The organism is Pseudoflavonifractor sp. MSJ-30 (genome assembly GCF_018918045.1).
GTDB lineage: Bacteria > Bacillota > Clostridia > Oscillospirales > Oscillospiraceae > Faecousia.
Map to the genome: position 1 here is coordinate 13,530 of NZ_JAHLPU010000008.1, position 25,016 is coordinate 38,545.

General features: G+C 54.8%; 23 protein-coding genes. 11 read left to right on the forward strand and 12 right to left on the reverse strand.

Annotated elements, in window-relative coordinates; genetic code table 11:
• Nucleotides 1-115: 115 nt before the first annotated feature.
• From KQI10_RS00725 to KQI10_RS00735, 3 genes are all read right to left on the reverse strand, one after another.
• A complete protein-coding gene (locus KQI10_RS00725) occupies nt 116-2,386 on the reverse strand; it encodes a hydratase (protein ID WP_216565451.1) in 2,271 nt (756 codons plus the stop codon).
• A gap of 280 nt (nt 2,387-2,666) precedes the next feature.
• Complete coding sequence (locus tag KQI10_RS00730; protein WP_216565452.1) at nt 2,667-3,992, reverse strand: SLC13 family permease; 1,326 nt, start codon at nt 3,990-3,992, stop codon at nt 2,667-2,669.
• A 19-nt stretch (nt 3,993-4,011) separates the two neighbouring features.
• Complete coding sequence (locus tag KQI10_RS00735) at nt 4,012-4,881, reverse strand: DUF6282 family protein (protein ID WP_216565453.1); 870 nt, start codon at nt 4,879-4,881, stop codon at nt 4,012-4,014.
• 195 nt (nt 4,882-5,076) lie between these two features.
• On the opposite strand from KQI10_RS00735, the gene KQI10_RS00740 reads away from it, so the two are divergent.
• Nucleotides 5,077-5,994 carry a LysR family transcriptional regulator gene (locus tag KQI10_RS00740; protein WP_216565454.1) on the forward strand — a complete coding sequence of 306 codons (918 nt, stop codon included), beginning with the start codon at nt 5,077-5,079 and terminating at the stop codon, nt 5,992-5,994.
• Between the two features lie 78 nt (nt 5,995-6,072).
• On the opposite strand, the gene KQI10_RS00745 is transcribed toward KQI10_RS00740, so the two are convergent.
• On the reverse strand, nt 6,073-6,354 hold the full coding sequence (locus tag KQI10_RS00745) for a helix-turn-helix transcriptional regulator (protein WP_216565455.1): 282 nt from the start codon (nt 6,352-6,354) through the stop codon (nt 6,073-6,075).
• A gap of 181 nt (nt 6,355-6,535) precedes the next feature.
• Here KQI10_RS00745 and KQI10_RS00750 point away from each other — a divergent pair, with 181 nt between their 5' ends.
• The 10 genes from KQI10_RS00750 to KQI10_RS00795 all read left to right on the forward strand — a co-directional run bounded on the left by KQI10_RS00750 (nt 6,536) and on the right by KQI10_RS00795 (nt 18,045).
• Complete coding sequence (locus KQI10_RS00750) at nt 6,536-9,052, forward strand: zinc ribbon domain-containing protein (RefSeq protein ID WP_216565456.1); 2,517 nt, start codon at nt 6,536-6,538, stop codon at nt 9,050-9,052.
• A gap of 273 nt (nt 9,053-9,325) precedes the next feature.
• Complete coding sequence (locus KQI10_RS00755) at nt 9,326-10,258, forward strand: AraC family transcriptional regulator (RefSeq protein ID WP_216565457.1); 933 nt, start codon at nt 9,326-9,328, stop codon at nt 10,256-10,258.
• Nucleotides 10,259-10,312: 54 nt separating this feature from the next.
• The gene (locus tag KQI10_RS00760) at nt 10,313-11,446 is read left to right on the forward strand and encodes an MFS transporter (RefSeq protein ID WP_256445281.1); all 1,134 of its coding nucleotides are present in this window, start codon (nt 10,313-10,315) and stop codon (nt 11,444-11,446) included.
• Nucleotides 11,447-11,566: 120 nt separating this feature from the next.
• Nucleotides 11,567-12,913, forward strand: a complete 1,347-nt coding sequence (gene citG, locus KQI10_RS00765) for a triphosphoribosyl-dephospho-CoA synthase CitG (RefSeq protein WP_216565458.1) — start codon at nt 11,567-11,569, stop codon at nt 12,911-12,913.
• A complete protein-coding gene (gene citC / locus KQI10_RS00770) occupies nt 12,906-13,949 on the forward strand; it encodes a [citrate (pro-3S)-lyase] ligase (protein WP_216565459.1) in 1,044 nt (347 codons plus the stop codon). Before citG ends, citC begins: the two co-directional genes overlap by 8 nt.
• 251 nt (nt 13,950-14,200) lie before the next feature.
• Nucleotides 14,201-14,926 carry an amino acid ABC transporter ATP-binding protein gene (locus KQI10_RS00775; RefSeq protein ID WP_216565503.1) on the forward strand — a complete coding sequence of 242 codons (726 nt, stop codon included), beginning with the start codon at nt 14,201-14,203 and terminating at the stop codon, nt 14,924-14,926.
• A gap of 53 nt (nt 14,927-14,979) precedes the next feature.
• Nucleotides 14,980-15,882, forward strand: a complete 903-nt coding sequence (locus KQI10_RS00780; protein WP_216565461.1) for a transporter substrate-binding domain-containing protein — start codon at nt 14,980-14,982, stop codon at nt 15,880-15,882.
• A gap of 112 nt (nt 15,883-15,994) precedes the next feature.
• On the forward strand, nt 15,995-16,702 hold the full coding sequence (locus KQI10_RS00785; protein WP_216565463.1) for an amino acid ABC transporter permease: 708 nt from the start codon (nt 15,995-15,997) through the stop codon (nt 16,700-16,702).
• Nucleotides 16,703-17,458, forward strand: a complete 756-nt coding sequence (locus KQI10_RS00790; RefSeq protein ID WP_216565465.1) for an amino acid ABC transporter permease — start codon at nt 16,703-16,705, stop codon at nt 17,456-17,458.
• Nucleotides 17,455-18,045: an AAA family ATPase gene (locus KQI10_RS00795; protein WP_216565467.1), complete on the forward strand. Its 591-nt coding sequence runs from the start codon at nt 17,455-17,457 to the stop codon at nt 18,043-18,045. The genes KQI10_RS00790 and KQI10_RS00795 overlap by 4 nt, the downstream gene beginning before the upstream one ends.
• A gap of 379 nt (nt 18,046-18,424) precedes the next feature.
• Here KQI10_RS00795 and KQI10_RS00800 read toward each other — a convergent pair whose 3' ends face one another.
• The 8 genes from KQI10_RS00800 to KQI10_RS00835 all read right to left on the reverse strand — a co-directional run bounded on the left by KQI10_RS00800 (nt 18,425) and on the right by KQI10_RS00835 (nt 25,013).
• Nucleotides 18,425-19,225 (reverse strand): alpha/beta hydrolase family protein, encoded by an 801-nt coding sequence (locus KQI10_RS00800; RefSeq protein ID WP_216565469.1) that lies wholly within the window; start codon nt 19,223-19,225, stop codon nt 18,425-18,427.
• 33 nt (nt 19,226-19,258) lie between these two features.
• A complete protein-coding gene (locus tag KQI10_RS00805; protein WP_216565470.1) occupies nt 19,259-19,666 on the reverse strand; it encodes an RbsD/FucU family protein in 408 nt (135 codons plus the stop codon).
• A complete protein-coding gene (locus tag KQI10_RS00810; RefSeq protein ID WP_216565472.1) occupies nt 19,660-20,280 on the reverse strand; it encodes an SIS domain-containing protein in 621 nt (206 codons plus the stop codon). The genes KQI10_RS00805 and KQI10_RS00810 overlap by 7 nt, the downstream gene beginning before the upstream one ends.
• 4 nt (nt 20,281-20,284) lie before the next feature.
• On the reverse strand, nt 20,285-21,259 hold the full coding sequence (locus KQI10_RS00815; RefSeq protein WP_253285025.1) for a ribokinase: 975 nt from the start codon (nt 21,257-21,259) through the stop codon (nt 20,285-20,287).
• A gap of 129 nt (nt 21,260-21,388) precedes the next feature.
• On the reverse strand, nt 21,389-22,348 hold the full coding sequence (locus tag KQI10_RS00820) for a phosphoglycerate dehydrogenase (RefSeq protein ID WP_216565474.1): 960 nt from the start codon (nt 22,346-22,348) through the stop codon (nt 21,389-21,391).
• A gap of 10 nt (nt 22,349-22,358) precedes the next feature.
• Nucleotides 22,359-23,270: a dihydrodipicolinate synthase family protein gene (locus KQI10_RS00825; protein WP_216565476.1), complete on the reverse strand. Its 912-nt coding sequence runs from the start codon at nt 23,268-23,270 to the stop codon at nt 22,359-22,361.
• Between the two features lie 25 nt (nt 23,271-23,295).
• Nucleotides 23,296-24,129, reverse strand: a complete 834-nt coding sequence (locus KQI10_RS00830) for a carbohydrate ABC transporter permease (RefSeq protein WP_216565477.1) — start codon at nt 24,127-24,129, stop codon at nt 23,296-23,298.
• Nucleotides 24,129-25,013 (reverse strand): carbohydrate ABC transporter permease, encoded by an 885-nt coding sequence (locus KQI10_RS00835; protein WP_216565478.1) that lies wholly within the window; start codon nt 25,011-25,013, stop codon nt 24,129-24,131. The genes KQI10_RS00830 and KQI10_RS00835 overlap by 1 nt, the downstream gene beginning before the upstream one ends.
• Between the last annotated feature and the right edge of the window lie 3 nt (nt 25,014-25,016).

Below are 25,016 nucleotides of genomic sequence, written 5' to 3' on the forward strand. Positions count from 1 at the left end.
TTGTTTCCTCCATATATAGGGATTCCCCTATATGGATTCTGTTTCGCAGGCAAAAACCCGCCCCAAAGCTGTGGTGGCAGCCTCGGGGCGGGAAGAAAGGAATCAGGAATGCGCTTTACTGATTGCTGCGGTAGTAGTTGATCAGGCAGCCGTCGGCGATAATCTGGCGCTCAGGCTCGGTCAGATAGCCGGTGGAGACGGCGAATCTGGTGACGGTGCCGTCCGGCTTCACGGCGTAGGCATCGAAGACAGCGTCATTGGCCAGAACATGGGCCCGGACGCCGGGGACGAAGATGTAGTCGCCCAGGTCGAAGACCTCGGGGTTCTCCACCAGGAAGGGCGTCATGCCCCAGTTGATGCAGTTGGAGCGATAGCGCTTGGTGGCGTACTGTTTGGCGAAGTTGGCGCTGGCACCCATAACACGCTGGCAGGAGGCCGCCTGCTCACGGGCGGAGCCGTCGCCGGGCATATTGGCGAAGATGGTGGAGCCCAGGTCGGTGTTCTCGGGATCAACGGTCAGACCGGCCTTTGCCAGGGCGGCGTACACTGCCTTGACTTCCTCGGTCAGGCCCTTCCCGGCCCGGCGGTCACGCTCCATCTGGCGCATAACCTTAGAGCGGCTGACATACTGGGGATCCCGGCGGGACAGGGCGAACTCGGAAAGCCGCTCGGGGTTGGAACGGTAGGAGGAGGTCTCGCCGGAGGGAATCAGCTCGTCGGTGGTGGTGACGGGATCCGTGATGTAGGAGCAGACCTTCACCAGCAGATCCTCCGTCAGAGCGGGCATTTCGGGCCAGTCCTTGATGTTGGGGCCGAACTTCAGCTCATGGTCGGGCTCGGGCTTAGTCCAGCCGTTGTAGACCCGCTTCTCATAGATGCCGTTGTCGTAGTGGTACTCGGGGTTGGTGTACTCCACATCCAGATCGGTGGCAGCGGTCAGTCTGCCGCCGTTGGCGGCGGTAGCGGCGATGGAACGGGCGTCCATCAGGGCCACGGCAGCCATCTGGCCCTCGCCGGGCTTGGAGCCTTCCCGGTTGGGGAAGTTCCGGGTGGTGTGACGGATGGAGAACTCGCCGTTGGCGGGGGTGTCGCCCGCGCCGAAGCAGGGACCGCAGAAGCATTCCCGCAGGATCGCGCCTGCGGCGATCAGGTCATGGGCACGGCCGTTGCGCATCAGCTCGGCCAGGGCGGGCATAGAGCCGGGGTAGACGCTGAGGGAGAAGGCGCCGTTGCCGCAGCTGCGGCCCCGCAGGATATCGGCGGCGGCGCAGATATTGTCAAAGGTACCGCCCGCGCAGCCGGCGATCTCGCCCTGCTCCACCCAGACAGCGCCGTCGTGGAACTTGGAGACGATGTCCATCTTAGCGCCCTTGATCTGCTTGTTGGCGTTCTCCTGAATCAGGTGCAGGATGTCCGCGGCGTTCTCCTGAAGCTCGTGGATGGTGTAGGTGTTGGAGGGGTGCATGGGCATGGCAATGGTGGACTCAATGGTGGAGAGGTCAATGTACACGCAGCCGTCGTAATAGGCAACGTCAGCGGGCTTGATCTCCTTGTAGTCCTCGGGGCGGCCGTGGACGGTGAAGTAGCCTCTGGTCTTCTCGTCGGTGACCCAGATGGAGGACCAGCAGGTGGTCTCAGTGGTCATAACGTCAACGGCGTTCCGGAACTCCATAGGAAGATTCTGGATGCCGGGGCCAACGAATTCCATGACCTTGTTTTTCACATAGCCGTTCTTGTACACAGCGCCGCAGATGCTCAGGGCTACGTCGTGGGGGCCGATGCCGGCCTTAGGCGCGCCGGTCAGGTAAATGGCAATGACGCCGGGGCGAGTGAAGTCATAAGTCCTTCCCACCAGCTGCTTGGCCAGCTCGCCGCCGCCCTCGCCGATGGCCATGGTGCCCAGAGCGCCGTAGCGGGTGTGGGAATCGGAGCCCAGAATCATGCGGCCGCAGCCCGCCATGGTCTCCCGGTTGTAGGAATGGATGTTTGCCATGTTGGTGGGCACATAGATGCCGCCGTACTTGTGGGCAGCGGACAGGGCGAACTTGTGGTCGTCCTCGTTGATGGTGCCGCCTACGGCGCAGAGGGAATTGTGGCAGTTGGTCAGCACATAGGGCAGGGGGAACTCGGTCATGCCGGAGGCCCGGGCGGTCTGGATAATGCCCACATAGGTGATGTCGTGGGAAGTCATGGAGTCAAACTTCAGCTGCAGGTTGTCCATATCCCCGCTGTGGTTGTGGGCCTTCAGAATGCCGTAGGCCATGGTGCCCCTGGCAGCCTCATCCCTGGAGACGGTCTTGCCGGTTCTGGCCGTGACCTCCGCGGGATCGGTAACGATGTGCTCGCCGTTTACGAGGTAAATACCGGTATCATACAGGTTGATCATTTGGGATCCATCCTTTCATTTCTTTTGACGTCTTCATAATAGCAGAAAGGTACGCGTTTGTAAAATTGGGAAAGGGAATGGTGAAATTCCGTTCTTGAATAGGAGCTGCTAAAAAGAGATGTCATTGCGAACCAGTGACCGATGTCACTGGTTCGCAATCCCCCCGTTCGGCGTAAAGGCGCAAATCTTCCGCCAAACTGTTTGAATATCCGGGGAATTCCCACACCAGCGTGCGCGCTGGTTCGGAATGACAACGACTTTTTTAACAGCCCTTTATGCGTTACAGTACGAAGGAAACAACCAGGTTGTACACAGCGCAGATGCCAACGCTGATGGGCACAGCCACGAACAGCAGGCGGTTAAACAGGCTGTTCCGCTCTTCCTCCTGACCGCAGGCGCCCAGAATCAGGGAGCCGCCGGAGGAGAAGGGGCTGATGGCGGAGCTCTGGGCACCCAGCACGGTGCAGGTGAACAGGGCCACGGGGCTCAGGCCGGTAGAAGCAGCCAGAGCGGGGATCAGGGGGAACAGGGCCGGGCACACAACACCGGTGGTGGAGCTGAAGAAGCTCATGATTGCGCCAACCAGGCTGAAAGCCATGGGAATCAGGAACACGGGCACATTGGAGCCGATCCAGGTGCTGAGCATATCAATGGTACCGGCCTCTACAGCCACAGCGATCAGCATGCCTGCGCCGGCGATCATCAGGATGGTGTTCCAGGGCACACGGGCAATGATCTCCTTCTGGGGGGCCAGCTTCAGCAGCAGGGCAATGACGGCGAAGACCATGGCCACAAGGCCCACATCGATCTTACCGGCAACGGTAGAGATTGCCTTATTGCCGGGAACCAGCAGCTTCAGCACGGGGAAGATCAGAACAACGGCCATCATGATCAGGATCAGGGCCAGGGTCTGCTTCTGCTTCTTGTCGTAGGCCTCGGGCTTCTCAAACTTCACGCCCTTGCCGATGTTGCGGTTGGACTTGAAGCAGAAGCGGAAGACGGTGATGATGATCAGGGAAGAAACGATGGCCAGACCGAACATGGTCATGGACGCGGAGAAGGAATCGATGGCGGTGATCTCGGGAGCAGCCTCATAGGCAGTGTCCATCAGGCCGCGGAAGATGACGCCCAGAGCCGCGGTGGGGAAATTGCCGCCGGCCAGAGCGCCGCAGTTGATGGCGACAGCGCCGGTGAGCTTGTCCATCCGGGCTTCCTCACAGATGAGCAGGGTAATGGGGGCCAGGAAGGCCAGAACGGTGAAATAGGCGGCGCCCATAACGGACAGGATCACGGCCACAAAGAACAGGGCGTAAGGCAGCAGGCCGGGGAACTTCCGGCAGGCATACAGCAGGCTGCGGGAGATCTTTTCCAGGGTGCCGTTGGCGGCAGCCACGTTATAGAACAGACTGACGGCCAGAATGACGAACATGGTGTTGGTGGGCCAGTAGCCGATCAGCGCCTTGGGCTTCAGGCCCATGACAAAGCAGCCAATGACGTAGGCAAATACGATGCAGAAGAAGCCGGTGTTGATCTTCGTCTTATAGCCCAGGAACACGGCCAGGGCAATGGCGGCGATGATGCAGATGCTCAAGATAGAACCTTCCATTTAATCTCTCTCCTTATTTTTATGCTTCCAGCCCCAACAGGTAGCAGGGCAGGTCGTGGCTCATGTAGCGGACGTGCTCTTCGGGGATGCCGTGGTCCAGCATATACTGCAGGTACTCCTCCTCGGCCAGCTCCCAGTGGGGATTCTCCACCTGGCCGCCGTCGGTGCTGATGAGGACATTCTTATAGCCGATCTCTTTGATGGTTTCCAAGTTGGAGGGGAGATTGCTGATGTAGCCGTGTCCCGCGCCCACGCCCTTGTTCTGGGCGTAGCACCGTTCCAGAATCACATCGTATTCCCTGACGATCCGCTTCTGGTCCTCCATGGACATATTGACGATCCACCACTCGGGATGGGTGACGACAACCTTCTTGACCCCCATCTCCCGGGCCGCCTTGGTAACGGTGAAGATCTCTTCCACGGAGATATGGCCGGTGCCCAGCACCGCGTCATACTGCTTCACCAGCTCCAGAACCTTTTCCAGCTCCGGAACGATCCTGCCGTCCCGAACCACATCCACACAGCCGTCGGTGGGCTTGCCCAGCTTCTGCAGATGGTTCCGGGCGGAGGAGGTAGGCAGCCAGACCACCTTGGCCCCCAGCTTCAGCGCGTTTTCCACGGCCACAGGGTTGACGCCGCCGACGCAGCTGTTCAGCACGATGGCGCCGAACATGGTGAAATCATTCTTGCCGTTCACCCGCTCGTTGTATCGGTTTGTCAGATAGGCCCGGTTGACCGTGCTGCCCAGGTGGCTCTTGATGACAATGGCCCGCGCACCTACCCGAACGGCAGCGTCGCAGAGCTCCAGATCATCATAGGCCCGGATCCGCAGGTCCGGATTTGTGTGGACGTGCATATCAATCACGCCCTTCATGGATACTTTTCCCATGATTTTTCCTCCTTTGTTCCCATATCCTTCCGAATGCCGGAAGTCCCGCTTGTTTTTTGCACGTCCTTATTATATAATGTAGAAAAGGCCGGCACAATGGGCAATCCGCTATGCTGGTCATCGGATAATCCGATATCGCTTTGCATCTTGCACAGTTTTTTACATGAAATCTGTGCAGCTTTCACAGGAGGGCTTATGGAACTCAAGGAACTGGAATACATCGTCGCGGTGGCGGAGGAACGCAGCATCAGCAAAGCGGCGGACAGGCTGTATCTGGCCCAGTCCAGTCTGAGCCAGTTCGTCAGCCGGTACGAGGCAGAACTGGGGGTGAAGCTGTTCAAGCGTACCTCCGGCGGCGTGCGGCCCACGACGGCAGGAGAACTGTTTCTGCGCAACGCCCGCCAGATGCTCCTGCAATACCACCAGGTCCGGCAGCAGCTGACGGATATGGACGCCCCCATGGAGGGCCGCATCCACTTCGGCATCAGCACCTTCCGGGGCAGCTACCTGTTCCCCAAGGCCATGCACCTGTTCCGGCAGGAGGCCCCCACCGTGGACGTGATCCTTCACGAGCATGACAGCATCTATTTGCAGCGGAAAATCGCCGCGGGCGAACTGGATCTGGCTCTGGCTGCCTACCGGGAGGATCAGTGGGAGAATCAGGGAAAATTCCTGATGAAGGACGAAGTCCTTCTGGTCGCCAATCGGGACAGCCCCGTTATGGAATTCGTCCGGGAGGGCCAGGGCGGCCCGGACCGGCCCTGGGTAGAGCTTTCGGAGATTGCCCATCTGGATTTTCTCCTGTCCAGCCGTTCCGCCATGCTTGGCTCCATCGCTCAGCAGATGTTTGAGAACCTGGGCATCCAGCCCCACTATGTCTGCGGCACCCAGACGGCCTCCATGTCCGCCGCCCTGGCCCGCAGAGGGGTGGGTCTGGCCTTTACCTATCGCTCCTGCATTGAGGAAAGCCGGGACGTGATCTACCTGAGCATCGGCAAGCACCGCTGCTACGTCAACCTGGCCCTCATCTACCCCCAGGGCGGCTACCGCAGCCGCGCCATCCGCGCCTTTGAAAACGCCCTGTATCAGGTGCTGGCCACGGAGGTCTTCTGAGCGCGCCCCTTCCGTTACATGTGTACATACCCGTGCGAAATAGAACAAGGCACCATCAAGCAACGATGGTGCCAAATTTTATTCAGATGAACGTAGATGGTCAATAATTGTGTGAATTAAGTGAATATCCTTATCGGACAGACCTGCAACGCTAACACTTGACGTCTGTTCAACCCCAAGCAGGAAGTCCGTCGACACATGAAATAGCATAGCCAGTTCAACAACATACTGGGTCGATGGAACGGAAATTCCCATCTCCCATGCATTCACACAGGAACGAGTTACTCCAAGAAGTTTGGCTAAATCCGCCTGTGTCCAATTTTGTTCCTCGCGAAGCAATTTTATTCGCTCTGCTATCACAACACCACCTCTTTGTTTGACAATTATATCTTATCTGTGTGATATTTCATTATCATATAGATAATCTAAATTGACATTTTCATTTGTAGGTGTTATGATGAAAAAGTACATTTCCCAAAAACGCACACTATATTTACCATTTTTCAATACAGTATGTAAAATAGATTTGGAGACGTTCACTATGAAATGTGTAAAATGCGGAGCACAGTTATTTGAAGGAGATCAATTCTGTCATAAATGTGGGGCAAAAGTGCCAACAAGTGCCCCTGAAATTCAGTTTTGCAGGGAATGTGGAACTCCGTTAGATGAAAAATCAAATTACTGTCCCAAGTGCGGGATCAGAGTATTATTTACCGAAGATGATCCACTGGAACAATCCGAGCAAAGAAGAAAAAGCACTTCAAACACGGATGATACCACAGATACGCATATTTCCTGCAGTGACGCAGACATTCCTCAACTGACGTCTGTTCAAAAAATTAAGCAGCAAGTGATGAGTCTTTGGAGCAGTCTGGATTTGTTTTCAAAATGTTCAGCTATTTCTTTGACTATAGGCGTACTGCTTTTGTTGATTTCTATTTGTGTCTCTAAAGGCAGCGCCGGATTTCTCTCCGTTTTGCAAATATCATTCGCACTTATCGCAGTGTTTATACATAAAGGCATCGTATGTGTCAAGAAGCGTTGGATAAAGTATATGCTGCTTTTTCTAACCATTCCGTCGATTTTTTTGAATATAAAATGTTACGTTCCTCCGAAAGCGCAACCTACCGAGTCTTCTCAACAGGTTGTGCAAGGGACAGATACTAGTTCTCACCCGCAGACAACGCAAACGGCATCCATCAAGTCCGAAACTGTACCTCATGGCGTTGCTGTTCCAGGCAATTCCTCCAGTTTCTACAGAGAACCATTAGAGAGTGTGGAATCAGCTTTCAACGCAGCTGGTTTTTCTAATATTCAAGTAAAAGAGAAAGTCGTCTCCACTTATTTTGATACAGTAGATATTGTCGATTCAGTTACTATTGACGGAATTGACGCATTTGAAGATGGACAAATATTTTCTGATGATGTCCCAGTGGTCATTTCTTTTTTGAAGGCACAGAAAGAAAAGAATATCATCAATCTGTACATTGACTTCACAAAAAACATGATCTTCAGCACATATGATGTAACTTTGGCAATTGATGATTATTCGCTCGGGACACTCCCACACGGAACCAACAAAAAGTTCGAACTGAACTTGGATGCGGGAAGTCATGTCTTGGAAGCAAATAGAGTCGACAATCCTGCTATGGGCGGATCCATAGTGCTAAATATTTCCGAAACCGCCGATATAACAATTCAAATGTCTTGCCACAGTGATTCCATCATCCTTACTCAAACATACTACGAAAGTCGGCGGGAACTTCAAGAAAATGAAGCACGGGTTCCCCAATCAGCTAATTCGTACAAGGGAAAAATATATTCAGATGTTGTTTCTGAACTAAAGAATGCTGGATTCTCAGAAATAAGCACCTACGCTTTTCATGATATAACAGGTGCGTGGTTGGATCCGACAGAAGGTTCGATAAATTCAATCTCGATTCGTGGGAAAAATGATTTTATTAAATCCGAAGTTTTTCTGAAAAACGACCCAATTGTTATTCAATATCACGCTCAGGCATATACGCAGCAAGAAATACAGGAAGAAATTTTAGAAAATATTGAACAACCGGCGAGTGAAATTCTATCCTATTTCAGAGAAACGCCTTGTTCCGTGGATTGTTATGTTCTAGGGAAGAAAATTGACTCATTTACTCCGGATGGATACTTCCTCGAAAGCGGCACAGTTTCGGATGATGGAAAAAACGTCGTATTGAATTTTACAAACCCGGAATTAACGACAATGAAGGAAACTCTGGAGAAAAACTTCCCACAGGATATGGCCATTCGAGCAGTTGTTACCGCAATGACAAATGGTCAAGCAACGGATGTGTTTATGGCAGACGGTATGACGTACAACACGCAAAAATTCCACAAATATTGCGATATTTCTGGATTCTATTTGTATCCGTATGAGATTGGTACATGGATCATAGTAAGTGAAAACACATGGCGTGTTGAAAATATGAAATGCATGCTCAGCGGCTACTCAACTGCAATAAAGGTTTCCACAGATGTTACTTTTGACGGATCAAACTATACGCTTTCCAACGTTGAAAAAGTCATTGCAGGAAAAGAGATTATAGACAGTGGTAATACCGATAAATATGTTACTGAGCGCTACACAAATTCTGACAGCGCCCCATTCTTAACGGTTCAACCGCATCTTGTCAACGAAGGTCGAAATGCTGAGGCCGAGAAAGAACGGAATAACAGGACGATGCCTACAGACACAAGAACGGAGTGGATTAATGGTCAATTTAATTGGTTCAGCGGTCGACATGAACAGTTCGAAAAAATAATCAAGCGAAAGCTGAATGACGAAAAATCGTTCAAGGAAAGCGAAACTACTTATATAAACATTGTGAATGAAGAAGTGCTCAAAGAAGTGAATACCGCACTACAGAAAAGTGGATATTCGAACCGGTGCAAAATTGGAGACCTGTTTGTAATATGCAAATTCACCGCTAAAAATGCATTTAACGCAACAATCAAATCTACCGCTCTTGGAATATCGAGCTACGACTCAAACACTATAACCCTAATTGGAATAGAATAAAAAAGATAGAATCTGCCGACGTAGCAAGCGCTAGCCAATTATTACACCATTGGTTAGCGCTTGTTTCATTCAGCCGCTTGATCTGGGGGTGCAGAATCAGGTATTCCGGGTGACGGCATGGCCGTCACCCGGATTTTGCATGGGGTACAGGCCGTATGGAGATGTATATGCTCCTCCGGGAGAAAGCACGGGATATTGCCTGTGCCGCAAAGGAGCATCTTGCGAATCGGCACAAATGTGATACAATGAAGAAAAACTTTCAGGAGGCGCGCTATGGAAACGATCCTGGATATCTCCGTCGATCCCCAAAGCTACGAGGAGCAGCTGCCGGGCTACTCCCCGGAATTTCCCTATATCTGCAGCCGGGCCCTGCTGAGCCAGTACCGGCAGCCCTTTGTGCCCTGGCACTGGCACGGTACGGTGGAGCTCTTCTATGTGGAGAGCGGATGCATCGAATACGCCACGCCTCAGGGCACCATTCTGTTTCCCCAGGGCAGCGGCGGTTTTGTGAACCCCAATGTACTCCATTCCAGCCGGGTTATGGGGACGGACGGAGAGACCGTGCAGCTTATACACCTATTCGACCCCGTCCTGCTCCCCGGCGCGCAGAACAGCCGTATTGCCCAAAAGTACATTCAGCCTCTCACCGCCTCCGGAATTGAGCGGATTGGTCTGTTTCCCGGAAAAAATGATGGGATTCTGGAGCTTTTGCGGCAGTCCTTTGCTCTGGATACCCAGGAAATGGGGTACGAATTCCGGCTTGTGGGTCTGCTGTCCCGGATATGGCTGGGCCTGCTGGAGCTTTCCGATCAGCAGACCGTTTCCAGCGCCACAGACGGCGCTCTGAAAAAAATGATGGTCTATCTTTACGAGCACTATTCCGAACCCATCTCCGTAGACGATCTGGCCGGGGCCGGAGGCGTCAGCAAACGGGGCTGCTTCCGGCTGTTCCGGCAGCAGCTGCGCGCAACGCCCACGGACTATCTGCGGCAGTACCGGCTGCAAAAAGCCAGCGCCCTGCTCTGCTCCGGCACACTGCCCATCACGGAGATTGCCTACCAGTGCGGGCTTGGCTCCAGCAGCTACTTCGGCAAGCTCTTTCGGGAGCAGTATGGCTGCTCTCCCCGGGTCTATCGGAAAAAGTGGCACGATCGTGATAGTTCCGGGCAGGAATCGAATAGCAATGCAAATGGATCTCCGCTATAGTGGACAGCAGAAAGAGGGTGGTTTCCCCTGAAGGATCTGACCCTGCGCTATTCTCTGACGCAGCTGACATTCTGGGCCAGTGCCACAGGCATGGCCAGCTTCGCAACTACCTTCCTGTTGAAGTCCGGTCTCCCCTCCGCTGTGGTTGGGACGCTTCTGGCAATGGCAGGACTCTTGTCCTGCGTAACGCAGCCTGTACTTGCAGGCTGGGCGGACAAAGCCAAGCGCTTCCCCGTGCCGGGAATGATGGCCGCTCTCAGCGCGATATGTAGCCTGTGCTGCCTGATGCTGCTGATCCGGGGAATGCCGCCGCTGGCGACAGGACTGCTCTACGGTCTGGGTCTGTGGTGTTCCGATGCCATGATGCCCCTGCTGAACGCCTTGTACGTTGGCTATGATCAGGGAAATCACTGCATCCGCTTTGGAATTGCCCGATGCATCGGCTCCATTGCTTCTGCACTGATTGCTTTGGTCCTGGGCCATGTGATCGCGGCCCTGGGGCTTACCTGGATGCTGATCCTGCTGATTCTCTTCCGGATACTGTGCATTCTGCTTCTGTTGGGCTATCCCAAAATTGCCGCCGTCCGTTCTGAGAAAAAAACGGCATCCGTCTGCACAGTCTCCCAGTTCTTCCGCCGCTACCGCTGGTACTGCGCCGCCATGGCAGGCGTGCTGTTTCTCGGCATGTTCCATGCCATGAATGAAAACTATCTGATAGCCATCGTTGCCCCCTTCGGCGGGGACAGCAGCCAGGTAGGCACAGCGCTCTTTATCTCCTGCATGGCAGGGACCGGGATGCTGCTCTTCGCGGATAATATCCACCATCGGCTTTCCACCGCCTGGATGCTGCGCATCGCCGGACTTTCCTTTCTGCTGAAATCCATCCTTTTCTATTTTGCCCCCGGCATTTCCACGATCTATGTTCTGGAACTGCTGCAAATGACCTCCTATGCTTTCCTGAATCCCGCCCAGATCTATTTTGCGGGAGAGCGGGTTTCTAAGGAGGACATGGTCAAGGGGCAGGCCTTTTCCACCGCCGCCTATTCCCTGGGCTGTTCCGCGGGAAACTTTTCCGGAGGGGTCCTTCTGAACGCAGGACTGCACACCCTGCTTCTGGCCGGTATCGGCATGGCCCTCGCCGGGACAGTTCTTCTCTTCCTGACCGTGGACAAGCAGGATGCCCGATAATGCACACATTTCCGCCGGTTCTGGAATGCAGAACCGGCGGAAATGTTTTTTGGACTTCACAAAACAGGGAAAACAGTGTATGATAACAAATAAATGAAAGCATACACCGGGAGGAACTACATGGAAGTATCACTTATGGAAATGCTGGAGGCCCGGGAGAAGCGGGCCATGCGGCAGCGGGAGCTGCTGGGCGGCGGGCAGACCATGGTCTGCTTTACCATGAATATAGCGGGGCCCGTCAAAAACAGCCCCCTGATCAGCGGCGGCTACGCTCTGGGCAAGCGGCTGCTGCGGGAGCAGCTGGAGGTCGCCGGGCTGAAAGTGACCCATTTTGAAGAGGTCCGGGAGAAGACCGGAAATGAGTGCATTCTTCTGGTGGACGCGGAACCCTTGACCGTAAAGGCCATTACGGCGGAATTGGAGGACTTTGCCCCCGTGGGGCGGCTGTTTGATATGGACGTACTGCGCCCGGACGGCCGGAAGGTGGACCGGCAGGAGCTGGGGCTTCCGGGCCGGAAATGCCTGCTCTGCGGGGAAAGCGCCCAGGTCTGCGCCCGCAGCCGGCGGCACAGCGTAGCGGAGCTTCAGGAAAAGACGGGTGCCATTCTGCGTGCCGCGGCAGACGAAGCCGACAGCCAGGAGGCCGCGCGTCTGGCCTGTCAGGCCCTGTTATATGAAGTCGCCGCCACCCCCAAGCCCGGTCTGGTGGACCGGGAGAACAGCGGCAGCCACAGGGATATGGATTTCTTCACCTTTCAGGCCAGCGCCGCGGCTCTGCACCCCTATTTTACCCAGTGCGTCATGATCGGGCGGCAGGCCGCTTCTCCGGAGGAGACCCTGCGGCAGCTGCGGCTGCCCGGGAAAATCGCCGAAGGGGAAATGCGCCGGGCAACCGGCGGCGTCAACACCCACAAGGGGGCCATTTTTTCCATGGGCATCCTCTGCGGCGCCCTTGGGCGGCTGGAACGACGGCAGTGGAGCGACCCGGACCGGGTTCTTGCCGAATGCGCCGCCATGGCAAAGGGCATCGTCAGCCGGGACTACGAAGGTCTTACTCCGGAAAATGCCCGAACTTCCGGGCAGAAATTCTATCTGCAATACGGCGTTACCGGTGTCCGGGGGCAGGCGGAGGCAGGCTTCCCCGCAGTGCGGGAGGCAGGGCTTCCCAAGTTGGAAGCGGCTCTGACGGCAGGGAAAAACATCAACGAAGCGGGCTGTGCAGCGCTGCTCGCCATGCTGGCACATACGGCAGATACCAATATGCTCCACCGGGGCGGCCCCACAGGTATGCAGGAAGCCTCCGAAAAAGTCCGGGCCCTGCTGGAAAAAGAGCCATTCCCCAGCCGTGCATCCCTGGAGGCCCTGGACGCCTGGTTTATCCGGAAAAATCTCTCCCCCGGGGGCACGGCGGATTTGCTGGCCCTGACCTATTTTCTGCATTTTCTGAAGGAGGCAGACAATGAGTGAGTATTTTATTTCCCAGATCTACCCGTCGGACAGGCGGAGCCTTGCCCAGGTTGACACTCTGCTGCAGAAGGAGGGCATCACCCGGGACGGGAATCTGGACTATATCTGCGCCATGCGGGATGAAAATGATGCCATCATCGCCACCGGCAGCTGCTTCGGCCCTACCCTGCGGTGCTTCGCCGTCAGCTCTGACCACCAGGGCGAGGGGCTGCTCAATGAGATCATCACCCACCTGATGGAGGTGCAGTTCAGCCGGGGCAACACCCATCTGTTCCTGTACACCAAAACAGGCTCCGCCAAATTCTTTGAAAGCCTTGGCTTCTACGAAATTGCCCGGGTGGACGGGAAGCTGGTCTTCATGGAAAACCGTCGGAACGGCTTCTCCGGCTTCCTGAACGCTTTGGCAAAGACAAAACAGGACGGCGTTTCCGCCGCCCTGGTCATGAACGCCAATCCCTTCACCCTGGGCCACCAATATCTGGTAGAGACCGCCGCCGCCCAGTGCGATACCCTCCACCTGTTTATCCTCAGTGAGGACGCTTCTCTGGTGCCCTTCGCCGTACGGAAAAAGCTGGTTCAGGCGGGCACAGCCCACATTTCCAATGTGGTGCTCCACGACTCCGGCCCCTATATCATCAGCAACGCCACCTTTCCCAGCTATTTTCTGAAGGACGAGGCCGCCGTCATCGAGGGCCACGCCCGGCTGGATCTGGCGGTGTTTATCAAGATTGCCCGGGCCCTGAATGTCACTGCCCGGTTCGTAGGTGAGGAACCCACCAGTCAGGTGACCGGGCTGTACAACAAGATCATGGCGGAGGAACTGCCGAAGGCGGGCATCCAATGCCATATCATCCCCCGGAAAGAAGCCAACAGCAAAGCCATCAGCGCCTCCACCGTCCGGCAGGCTTTGCAGGCAGGCGACTGGGAGGCTCTGAAAGCCCTCGTCCCCGCCACCACACTGGCATATTTCCAAAGTCCGGAAGCCGCGCCGGTGCTCGCCAAAATCCGCAGCGCCGGGAATGTGGTACATTATTGATTTCAATATGCAAGTCCGTTATTTCGGACTTGCATATTTTAGGTCCCAATTTTGTAGAGCTTTCACAAAAGGCATTTATCCGTGAGTGGAATAATTGGCAATTCCCCGCCTTGATTTCATGGGGTTATGTGGGTATAATAGGGCCCATACAAAGATTCCTCCGGGAATTCTCAAAAGGCACAAAGCAAGGGCGCTTTGACTGATGCAGGCAGTCAGAGCGTCCTTTTTTGAGGTGATATGCTGTGAATGAAATGATTCGGCTGGAAAATGTCAATAAGATGTTCGGAGATCTGCACGTACTGAAAAATGTGAACCTGACCGTGGCCGAAGGAGAAAAGCTGGTCATCATCGGTCCTTCGGGCAGCGGAAAATCCACCACTGTCCGCTGCATGAACTTTCTGGAAGAACCCACCACCGGCAAGGTATTCATTGCCGGTCAGGAGATGACCCATAAAAACAAGCGCCAGCTGGTCCGTGACAATATGAGCATGGTTTTTCAGCAATTCAACCTGTACCCCCATATGACGGTTCTGAAAAATCTGACCCTTGCCCCCATGAAGCTGCACCACAAATCCAAAGAGGAGGCCGAGGCCCTTGCCTACCACTATCTGGATGTGGTAGGTCTCCGGGATAAGGCCCACGTCTACCCCGCCACCCTTTCCGGCGGCCAGCAGCAGCGGATTGCCATTGCCCGGGCGCTGTGCTGCCAGTCCCGCATTATTCTTTTTGACGAGCCTACCAGTGCCCTGGACCCGGAGACCATTCAGGAGGTTCTGGACGTGATGATCAAGCTGGCCTCGGAGAATATCACCATGGTGGTCGTCACCCACGAGATGGGCTTTGCCCGAAAGGTCGCAGACCGGATCGTCTTCATGGCGGACGGGCAGATCATCGAGGAGGGAACGCCCGAGCATTTCTTTGAGGATGCCCAGAACCCCAGAGTGCAGCAGTTCCTGGGCAAAATCCTGAAGCACTAAGATATTCTGGCCCCAGGGCCTGGAATAGAATTTCCCAAGAGGAGGATACCAAAATGAAAAAACTGACCAAACTTCTTGCGGCTGCTCTCTCTGCCCTGACCCTGATGGGTCTGACCGCCTGCGGCACCTCTGCCCCCGCAGACACCACCGCCGCCCCTACCGTCGCTGATACGACAGCCGCTGAGACGACAGCCGCTGCGGGCCTGGATGCCGATGTGCAGGCCATCGTAGACCGGGGCGTACTCCGGGTGGGCGTAAAAAATGCCGTTATCGGCTTCGGCTACCAGGATCCCATTACCGGCGAGTACACCGGCATGGAAATTGACATTGCCAAGGCCCTGGCCGACCAGCTGGGCGTAGACGTAGAATTCACCACCGTTACCGCCGCCACCCGCACCGAGCTTCTGGATTCCGGCGATATTGACTGCGTACTGGCAACCTTTACCATTACAGACGAGCGGAAGCAGAGCTGGGACTTCACGACCCCCTACTATACGGACCATGTGACCGTTCTGGTGGAGGATTCCTCCGGCATCAAGTCCCTGGCAGACCTGAAAGATAAGCTGGTGGGTGTCTCCTCCGGCTCCACTTCTGCCCGTGCTTTGACCGCCGCCATGATCGATGCAGGTGTCATTGAGGATACCGGCTTCGATAAGAGCACCTTTGATCCCGCCACCTGGAAGGACGGCATTGCTTTCCAGCAGTTTGACGACTATCCCGGCATTTCCACCGCTCTTGCCGCCGGACAGGTAGACGCTTTCTGCGTGGATAAGTCCATTCTGGCCGTGTATAAGACCGAGGGCCGCAGCTACATCGCCGATGAGTTCGCGCCTCAGGAATACGGCATCGCCACTAAGAAGGGCAGCGGCTTCAGCGCCTACTGTGAGGACTTCATCCAGAGCAAGCTGGCCGATGGCACCATTGACGGCTGGATTGCGGACTACAATCTGGGCTGATCCCTTTTGGGGCTGCCGCGAATGCGGCGGCCCCAAATCTGGAAGTATTGAGAAGCTTCCCCGCCGGAGCGAGGAATTTTCTCAATGTTCCCACCAACAGGAGGTCATAACGATGGATGAATTATTCTCCCCGGAAGCCTGGCAAAAGCTGTGGACCTATCGGGCCACATTTCTGACGGGCTTCGGCAACACCCTGCGCACCGCCGCTGCGGCGCTGCTGCTGGCGCTGGTTTTGGGCTTTCTCTTTGGCCTGATGGCCGCATCCGGCAAACCGTTGCTTCGGGCCCTTGCCAGGGTGTATGTTGAGTGCATTCAGAACACCCCCGTGGTGCTGCAAATGTGCTTTCTATACTACGTGCTGGCCTTTTCCAGCGTAAAAACCGATATTATCGCTACGGGCATCGTTTCCCTGGGTGTCTACACCGGGGCCTACATGGCCGAGGTCGTCCGGGCAGGCATCGGCTCTATTCCCAAGGGACAGTTTGAAGCGGCTCAAAGCCAGGGCTTCGGCTACTTTTCCACCATGTGGCGCATCATTCTGCCCCAGAGCATCAAAATTATCCTGCCGCCCATGGTCAACCAGATGGTGAACCTGATCAAAAACACCAGCTGCCTGTACATTGTCGGCGGTGCGGACCTCATCAGCCTGACCTACAGCTTCGTCACCGGTGCATCCACCGGCGGCGCTTATGCCCCGGCCTACATTCTCTGCGGCGTCCTGTTTTTCTGCATCTGCTATCCCCTGAGCCATCTGGCCACCCGCTGGGAAACCGTCCTCAAGCGCCGGGAATCCCAACAGCATCTGAAGGAGGCGGCATAAATGGATTGGAAAGCCAGCTTTTCGATTCTGGGTTTCCCCGGAGTCCTGTCTTACATTGGAAAAGGCGTTGCCTTTACGCTCATTTTATCCGTTCTGGCTGTGGTCATCAGCATCTTTCTGGGCAGCGTTCTGGCCCTGTGCCGGAATTACTGTCATGGAAGGAGCAGAATCTTCCGCTGGATCTCCACAGTCTATATTGAGGTGTTCCGGAACACGCCGCTGCTGCTGTGGATCTTCATCTGCCTGGTGGCCTGCCCCTGTCCCAAATTCTTCGCCCGGAAAATGTGGGGGCTTACCAGCGTGGAAATGAAGATCCTTTTCCGGGCCGTGGTGGCCCTGGTGCTCTTTGAATCCTCTATCATTGCGGAGATCATCCGGGGCGGCCTGAACGCCATCCCCAAGGGACAGTTTGAGGCAGCCCACACCCAGGGCTTTTCCACGGTGCAGACCATGCTCTATATCATCCTGCCCCAGGCTTACCGGGCCGTGGTTCCCACCCTGCTGAGCCAGATCATTTCCACCATCAAGGATTCCAGCTATCTGGCAAATCTGGCCTGCATTGAGCTGATGAGCCGGGTCCGGAAAATCCTGGCCACCTCCAATATGTTCAACGGAGTGGGGCGGCAGATGGTCAGCGACGTATTCGTCCTGTTCGGTCTGGCCTTTGTGATTTATTTTGTCATCAACTTTACCCTGTCCTGCGCCGTGCGGAGAATCCAGAAGCGCAGGCCGAAAAAACAGGAGGCCGCCGCATGAAGCATTTTGTCATCACCCTGACCCGTCAGTTTGCCAGCAACGGCCGACCCATTGCCCAAGCCATGAGCCGGGAACTGGGCATTGAGTTCTACGACCGGGATATTGTGGAAGCCACCGCCGCCCGGTTGGGGCTTTCCGTCCGGGAGATCAGCGATTCGGAGGACACCCACAGCACCAGCTTCTTCCGCAGTCTCTACCCTTTGGGCACCGGAGCCCTCAGTGTCCAGGATGAGCTGTTTCAGACCCAGTCCAACATCATTCGGGACCTGGCAAAGAAAGAAAGCTGCATTATCGTCGGGCGCTGTGCCGATGCGGTTCTCCGGGACCGGACCGACACCCTGAACATCCGGGTCTACGCCCCCTATGAACACCGGCTTAGGGTCTGCCTGGACCAGCTGGGCATGGACGAGCGCACCGCCCGGAAAATGATTGACCGCATTGACAAGAGCCGGGAACAGTACCACCGGGAATACGGTGGCTGCGAGCCGGACTACTACAGCCACGTCCTGCTAAATTCCGCCCGTTTCACCGTCCCCCAGGCAGCGGAGCTTCTCTGCGGCATCGCCCGGCAGCGCTTCGAACTGTAAGTTTTCTCCAACGCCATGCAGCCGGCATATTGACTTCCCCTTTGCCGGAAGAATAATGAATCTATAGAACCTCTGTCTCTATGCCGGGCAGTTCTATATCTTCTTCTGTTATTACCCCGCCGTCGGCGCCACCGGAACCATCAGTGCCTCTCTTTACTCCGAGCAGGGCATATATCTGGCCGGCGGCAGCGCCGAAGTCGTGGACTGACCCCCCCATTTCAGAAGTTTGGGGACATCAACCCATAAATTTTTCCCGGGCGGCAAAATCTGCCGTCCGGGATTTTTCATATTGATTCGACGTTCTCTCTTTGTTCCTTTTCCATCTGCGGACCAAAACCAGAGTTGCTGCAATTACACAAGAATGAAGACAGATATTAAATTATTCGTCGACCAGCGTATGTTTCAGCGGTAGCCATTCCAGAACGCGGCGGATTTCGTCGTCCCAGAAGTCCCAATCATGCCCGCCGGGCTGTTCATGATATGTGTAAGAGAAGCCGATGCTGTCCAGATACTGCTTGAAATCTCGGTTGCATTGCGTTGTCAGCGGATCCGTCGTGCCTACACAGAGATATAGCTTCGGGCAGAGTGGATGATAGACGACCTGCTTTGCCAGCCAATACGGATCTTCGATTGTGCCGGTCAATACCTCGTCGGAACCATATGCAGCCGCATGGAGGCAGTTCCGGTCGTGCTCAATTCTTTCGGGCAGGAGGAATCCGCCGGAGAGGGAAGCAACCGCGCCGAAGATTTCGGGGTTTGCCATACCGACTTTGAATGCGCCGTAACCTCCCATGCTCAAGCCGGCGACAAACGTATTCTCGCGTTTGCGTGAAATGGGGAAGGTCCAGTTGATGATTTCGGGAAGCTCCCGCGAAACATAGTCATAATAGGCATAGCTATTGGGAATATTGTGGAAGGAACTGTTCTGTACCTCCGGCATAACAACGGCCAGACGGTGTTTTTGCGCGTAGCTCTCAATGCGCGAGAAGCGGAGCCAGTCCCAGCTGTCGCCATGGGTACCGTGGTAGAGGTAAAGCACCTGATATTTTTGATTGCTTTTATAAAATTCCTCACCCTGCCGCTGCTCCAGCTCAAAAGGCGACGGCGTTGGCAGAATCACGTTCAGGTTTGTCTTTGTTCCAAGTGCTTTGGAAGAAATCTTGTATTGAAGAAGTGCCATAATAATTCCTCCAGAATGATACGAGAGGTACGCTTACGCGCAACCAACCGTCAGAATGATACAGGCATACGTTCGCTGCTCACCAGTTGAGATGGCAAGCGCCAACGGCTGCTTGGTGCAGCTGTCATAGAATTCAAAGCGGCCAAGGGTGTTGAGGGCAAGCCCGTTCAGTTCTCTGCGGAACTCCGAATAGATTTCCGGTTCCCGGCCATCGTCCGGGAGCATGACCTCTGCTTTCTCAATTTCGATCTCCCCGTGCAGAACAGACAATACTTCCGTTACCGTCGGGGTCCCGGCAGTCAGGCCAAGATAGACTCTGGCGGCGTCGCCGCATTTTTCTGCCAGCGGATAATTGCCGTCGGCGATCAGAATACGGCTTCCATGGCCGCATCTGGCCAGATGCGCAAGAAGCTCCGGGTGGATGCATCGTCCTGTCAACATGCTGAGGCCTCCTTTTCGTTTTCACGCAGCTTTCCGAGCGAGCCGCCCGGATGCCAGCTTACATACTGCTGCGGTGTAATACCGCGCCGTGCCTGCAAAATCACGCTCAGCGCCTGCAGAATAAGCGTTTCCGCCAGAATGGAAAGCCTGGGAGCGCGGTCGAGCGGACCGCCTTCGTGTGAAACGTTTGCCAGCAGGTGCAGGTCGCTATGGCGGGCGAGCCAGGAGGATTCGCTCCGGCTTACACCGATCACGTGGCAGCCATTATTTTTAACCGCAGAAACCGTGGCCCGCATTTCCTGCGTTTCACCGCTGTTAGAAATGAAAATGACAACATCTCCCGGAACCAGCTGGCCGCAGGAGCCATGCACGGCCTCTGTCCCGTGCAGGAAATAGGCCGGCGTCCCGGTTGAGGACATAACGGAGGCAATGTAGCCGGCAATGTGCGCGGGTTTACCAATACCGGATATGTGGACACGATTGCTGCGCTGCATGGCATTGTCAATCAGATCCGCGGCGGTAACAAGGGAGGAAAAATCCATAGCATACAGGAAAGACCGTAATTCTGTGCTCACTGTCTGTGTGAATGCTTCATATGCTTTCTGATCCTGCATCGTTTCACCTCAAATCAGACAAATCGGGAACGGGAACACACTCACGGCGCAAAAATGCTTCCACCTGCGCCAGATTGGGTAGCGAAGGCATTGCGCCCATGGAAGAGACCGTAAGTCCGGCTGTGTGATTTGCAAACAGCAGGGTCTGCGGTATATCCCAACCACAGCATACTCCCACCGCGAAAGCGCCGATAAAGGAGTCGCCGGCTGCGGTCGGGTCAACACTGCGTACATGAGCCGCACATGGGGTAAGCTGAATACCTTCTTTTGCGGCCAGTGCCGCGCCTGCACTGCCAAGTGTAATAATGACGTTCGGCACGCCTTGCGCGAGGAAAAACTCCGCACAGCGGCGGATGGAATCCTCGCTGGTTGTGACAGGCAGGCCGCTCAACGCGGCAGCCTCGTGTTCATTTGGCGCTATATAAGTCAGATCGCGGAGAAACGCAGAAGAAAGCGGCGCACTGGGGGCAGGGTTCAGGAGTACAGGAACGCCCTGTGCATGTGCCAGATGCGCGACATATTCGTTGACCTCCTGGGGTATTTCCAGCTGGAGTACAACCAGATCATACGATGCGATGGTATCCTCCAAAAATGTCAGTTCCTCTTTTTGAAGCGAGAAATTGCTGCCGGGAATAACAATAATACGGTTTTTTCTGGAGCCTTGTTCATCTTCTTCAAGAATAATCATGGAACAGCCGGATGCGGCTGTCCGGTCACGAAAAACGTGCTGAACATCAACACCCCGCTCCTGGAGCGCACGGAGCATTTCATCTCCGTTGGAGTCCAGACCGACCTTGCCGCACATGACGACCTCCGCGCCAAGCAACGCCATCTGTGCAGCCTGATTGGCACCTTTTCCGCCGGGTGCTTTCTGAAAGCTGGTGCCAAAGATTGTTTCTCCTTCCGCAGGTAGGTTTGGCATAATGCCGATTTGGTCCATAACCAAACTGCCTACAACCAGAATTCGTGGTTTGGACATGATAATTTCTCCTTCCTGTGTATGCGTTCCGATGCGGCTGAGGCGGCCATTCAATGCTTGGCACAAGGCCAATACGCAAAATGTAAACTGCGGTGCACCTCAAAGGGCATCGGGATGATGAGCAGATTGTCAGCGGTTTACCCAGAACATTGGATCTTTGCCATTCAGGACGTCAATAACGCCCTGGGCAACGCACATGCTGACACGGTGGTAAGATTCTTTCGTCTCCGCTCCAGTGTGTGGCGTGCAAATCACTTTACCGGTCAGGAGCAGGGGATCATCCGCATGCAGCGGTTCGTGCTCGAATGCGTCAAGCGCGGCTTTTGCAACTCGGCCGGACTGCAATGCGCGCACCAGCGCATCGGTGTCAATGATCGCACCGCGCGCTGCATTCACTAGGTAGGCGCCAGGCTTCATGCGGGAAAAGACTGCATCGTTGAACATATGGTATGTTTCCGGTGTGCTGGGAATGTGAATGCTTAAAATATCGCTGTGTGCGATCACCTCGTCAGAGGAGACGATCTGGACGCCATATTTTTCCGCCAGTTCCAGATTTGGATAGAGATCGCTGGCAAGAATGGTAACGTCAAATCCCTGAAGCTTTTTGGCAACCAGACGCGCGATAGCGCCGAAGCCAAGCAGACCGACGGTGCGTCCCTCCAGCTCGGAACCCATGAAACGGGGCCACTCCCCGCGCGTCATGGCGGTATGCAGATCCGTTATTTCGCGCAGCATATCGATCATCATTCCGACGGTCAGCTCCGCGACGGCGTTGGAGTTCATGCCGGGCGCGTTAATGACCTTGATTCCATAACGCTTTGCGGCGTCTTTATCAATGTTGTCTGTGCCAACGCCGAACTTCGCCACAACCTTCAGCTTTGGGGCAATTCTGAAAACCTCTTCGGTCCAGTCGTCCAATCCGATGATCGCACCGTCGATTTCCGGTGCGACGGCAGCAATTTCATCGAAGCTCATGTAAGGCAGCTCACCCTTGTGCAGAATGATCTCGTGACCTGCATCCAAAAGCAGCTTTTTCGCCCCCTGGCACAGGGATTCAAAGTGTGAAGACGAAACAAGAATTTTTCCCATGATATTCTCCTTATGCCTCCAGTGAAATACCGCTCTCCTGGCAGAATGCTTCCAGTTCCCTGCGCAGGGCCTCTGCCTCGGCTGCCGTCAGATCGAGCTGCGGTCTGCGCATATGGCCGCCGGTCAGACCGCGCAGGCGGAGAGCTTCCTTGAAGTAGGCCATATTGCTTCCGCCGCGGAGAATATCGGTAATGCGGGCAGCTTTCATCTGCCACTTGCGGGCCGCATCCAGATCTCCGGCAAGATATGCCTTGTAGACATTTACAAACGGCTCCGGGAACACGCCAGAAATGCCGGATACCGTGCCGTCACAGCCCAACGCGAGCATGGCGATGAAAACCCGATCACAGCCGTGCATGACGGAAAAGCTGCCGCCGTCTATCCGAAGATAGTCCAGCGTCCGGTTGATATCGGCAAAGCTGTATTTGATGCCAACCACGTTGGGGCAACGGGCGGCGATGCGCGCAGCAACATCGGCCTTGAGATCATTTGCGGCGCACTGGGGAATGTTGTAAAGATAGACCGGGAAATCAGGCGCAACGCTGCCGGCGACGGACACATAATACTCTTCCATTTCGCGGTCATTGAGTCCGAAGAACTGCGGCGTCACAACCCCGACGCCATCCGCGCCGATTGACTCAGCATGCCGCATCAGCGCAATGGTATCCGGCTGCGTCATAGCACCGCAGTGGATGTATACCGTGACCCTTCCGGCTGCGGTTCTGACAACGGTCTCGGCGATCTGCTTGCGCTCATCCAGACTCAGGCGGAGCATTTCACCGGTCGTACCGATCGGATACAGACACTGGACGCCTTTCCGAATCAACATTTCGCATTGCTGGGCCATGGCAGCCAGATCTACGCTGCCGTCTTCATGGAAGGGCGTTGTCATGGCTGTCGTAACACCGAATAACTTTTTCATTTTGAGATCCTCCTGCGTTTCTTTGTCAGCCCTTAACAGCACCGGCTGTCAGACCGCTGACGACGTATTTTTGAAGAACGATCGAGATAATAACAACTGGCATTGTGACAACCACGGATGCAGCCATCAGGGCACTCATATCGATTCCGGTATAGCCGATGAACAGTTTCAGCATGGTTGGAAGGGTTTTGGTGCCGCTGCCGCCGAGAACGTAGGCAAACATGAAGTTGTTCCACGCGTGAATGAACGCCAGAATGGCAGCGGTAACGATACCGGGCACAGCCAAGGGAATCATGATGCGCGTAAAAGCCTTCGCTTCCGAGCATCCGTCGATCAGGGCCGCGTCCTCCAGTTCTTTTGGAATAGAGCCGAAATATGGCGAGACGATCCAGATGATAAGCGGGAGCAGAACGAGAAGATTGGAAAGAATCAGCGCTGTTTTTGTGCCGATGAGCGAAAAACGCCCCAGGATGATGTACCACGGAACAAGAAAGGTGACGGCAGGCACGATACGGACACAGAGAATGATTGCGGACATTGTGTGCATACGATGCCGGGCAATGGCATACGCCGCGGGCAGACCCAACAGGCAGGCAAGTCCCGTCGCGCCAAGGCTTACGATCAGGCTGTTCAGAAGCGGTGTGAACAGATCATATGCTGTGAAGATTTTGACGTAGTTTTTCAGCGTCGGCTTGAACACAAAGAATTGCTTCATGTCCATCATCTGCACCTTCGTTTTGAAGGACGAGGAGATCATATAGTAGATCGGAATCAGCAACAGACACAGCGACACAAGAATGACAAGCCAGAAGAGCACCTTCAAAAGCGCCTTTTTCAGATTTATGTTACGATGTTCCATCACATATACCTCGCTTCGATCAGCTTTTTGACCTGCATGCAGATCAGGGCAAAAACCAGCACGATGACAAAGAACACAATCATCAGTGCGGAAGCCTGCCCCATCTGGAAATAGTCAAACGCGTAGGTATAGACCAGAAGGTTCAGGTTTTCAGTCATCTGGTTCGGTCCGCCCATGGTGGTAGCATAGATCAGGTCATAAACCTTCAAAAGCTCAATGCCGCGCAGCATGAACGCCATCATAATGGTAGGCGAGAGCAGTGGAAGCGTGATCCTGAAAGTCGCCTGCAGCTCGTTTGCGCCATCGATCTTGGCAGATTCATAAATGTCTGTACTCAGGCCGGTAATGCCCGCAAGCGTAATCAGGATAATCAGCGGCGTGCCGGCCCAGACTTCCATAATCATCAGGGACTTGAACACGGTTTTCGAGCCATACCAGTTGACAACGGGGCAGTTCAGAAGACGAAGGACCGCATTGAAAAAGCCAAGCGACGAATCAAACATGGTCTTCCACACATATCCCATTGCGATCGGTGTCGCAACCATCGGAAAAAGGAAGCCGGTGCGGATAAGGCCCTGGTGCTTCCTGATCTTGGAGAGAAGCAGCGCCAGCAGAACACCGAGCACAACCTCAAAGAGAACAGCGACAAAGAAATACTTGAATGTGAAGAGAATCGCGTTGAGATTTCTCGTATCGGTCAGAAGTTTAACATAATTTTGCAGTCCAACCCAGACCGGGCCTTCCACAAGAGACATTCTCCATGAGTGGAAACTCATAAAGATTGCGTAGCACAGCGGATACCCGATGCAGACGATGACGAACACCACGGTTGGGACCGTGAAGATATATTTCAGATTCTTATCGATCCAGTTACGAAAACGCATAAT